This is a genomic window from Roseicella frigidaeris (genome assembly GCF_003258945.1).
Lineage (GTDB): Bacteria > Pseudomonadota > Alphaproteobacteria > Acetobacterales > Acetobacteraceae > Paracraurococcus > Paracraurococcus frigidaeris.
Genome location: NZ_QLIX01000086.1, coordinates 1 through 1081, shown reverse-complemented (window position 1 = coordinate 1081; position 1081 = coordinate 1). Strand labels below are relative to the sequence as shown.

Below are 1081 nucleotides of genomic sequence, written 5' to 3'. Positions count from 1 at the left end.
TGTCCGTTGGGTATGTGGGTTGGCTTGGAGGTGTTGAGGGTGTTCCAGGTGTTGGCTGGGGGTGGTGGGCCTTCGGTTGGGTTCCAGTGGCCGGTTTTCTTCAGGGCGTCGGCGACCTCGGGCGGCATGTAGGTTTCGTCGTGGCGGGCGAGGACCTCGGAGGCGCGGAAGATGCCGTCGGGCCCGAGGGTGCCGAGGGTGACGACGCCCTGGCCCTCGCGGAAGAGGTCGGGGAGGACGCCGGCATAGGCGACGGTGACGGCGCTGGGCCCGTCGGTGATGGTGAAGCGGATGTCGGGTCGGCCGTCGGGGCTGGTGCGGCGCTCGAGGCTGCCGGCCTCGACGAGGCCACCGAGGCGGAAGGCGCGGCCTGGGGGCGGCGCGGCGCGGGCGATGTCGGAGGGCGAGCGGAAGAAGACGAGGTTGTCCTGGAAGGCGGTGAGCGCGAGGGCGGTGGCGCTGCCGAGGCCGAGGCCGCAGAGCAGCAGCAGCCAGAGGCGGCGGCGCTTGCGGGTCATGCCGGGGCTCCGGCGCTGGCCTGGCCGGTGGCGCGGCGGGCCCGCGGGTCGAGGGTGGCGAGGCGGCGGCGGGCGGCCCGCAGGCGCAGGGTCGCGGCGAGGCCGAGGGCGAGGAAGCCGCCGAGGACGAGGGCGTAGCTTGCCGTCACATGCGCCCAGTGCAGTGTCATGGCCGTGCTCCCTAGAGCGGATCGGCGCGCCGGGCGGCGGCCAGTTGCAGCGCCCGGATGCGCCGCTCCATCACCGCGGCCCGCAGCCGCGCCAGCACCAGCGCCGCGAAGGCGAGGGTGAAGCCGAGGGTGCAGGCCAGCAGCGGGCGGAGGATATCGACATGCAGGGCGGGCGCATTGATCCCGCTCAGACTGGCCGGCTGGTGCAGGGTGTTCCACCACTCGACCGAGAACTTGACGATCGGCAGGTTCACCGCCCCGACCAGGGCGAGGATGGCGCCCATGCGGGCCCCGCGCTCGGCCTCGTCGAAGGCGCGGACCAGGGCGGCATGGCCGAGCCAGAGGAAGAACAGCACCAGCACGCTGGTCAGCCGGGCATCCCAGACCCACCAG

The 1081-nt window shown here is 73.5% G+C and carries 3 protein-coding genes; all 3 read right to left on the bottom strand.

Annotated features, from left to right (window positions below; all coding sequences use genetic code 11):
• A partial coding sequence (ccmE, locus tag DOO78_RS26880) for a cytochrome c maturation protein CcmE (RefSeq protein ID WP_111472943.1) occupies nt 1–518 on the bottom strand: 518 nt, incomplete at its 3' end.
• On the bottom strand, nt 515–688 hold the full coding sequence (locus DOO78_RS27800) for a hypothetical protein (RefSeq protein ID WP_165839116.1): 174 nt from the start codon (nt 686–688) through the stop codon (nt 515–517). The genes DOO78_RS27800 and ccmE, both read right to left, overlap by 4 nt.
• Before the next feature lie 11 nt (nt 689–699).
• Nucleotides 700–1081, bottom strand: a 382-nt coding sequence (gene ccsA, locus DOO78_RS26875) for a cytochrome c biogenesis protein CcsA (RefSeq protein ID WP_165839115.1), incomplete at its 5' end; no start/stop codon positions are given.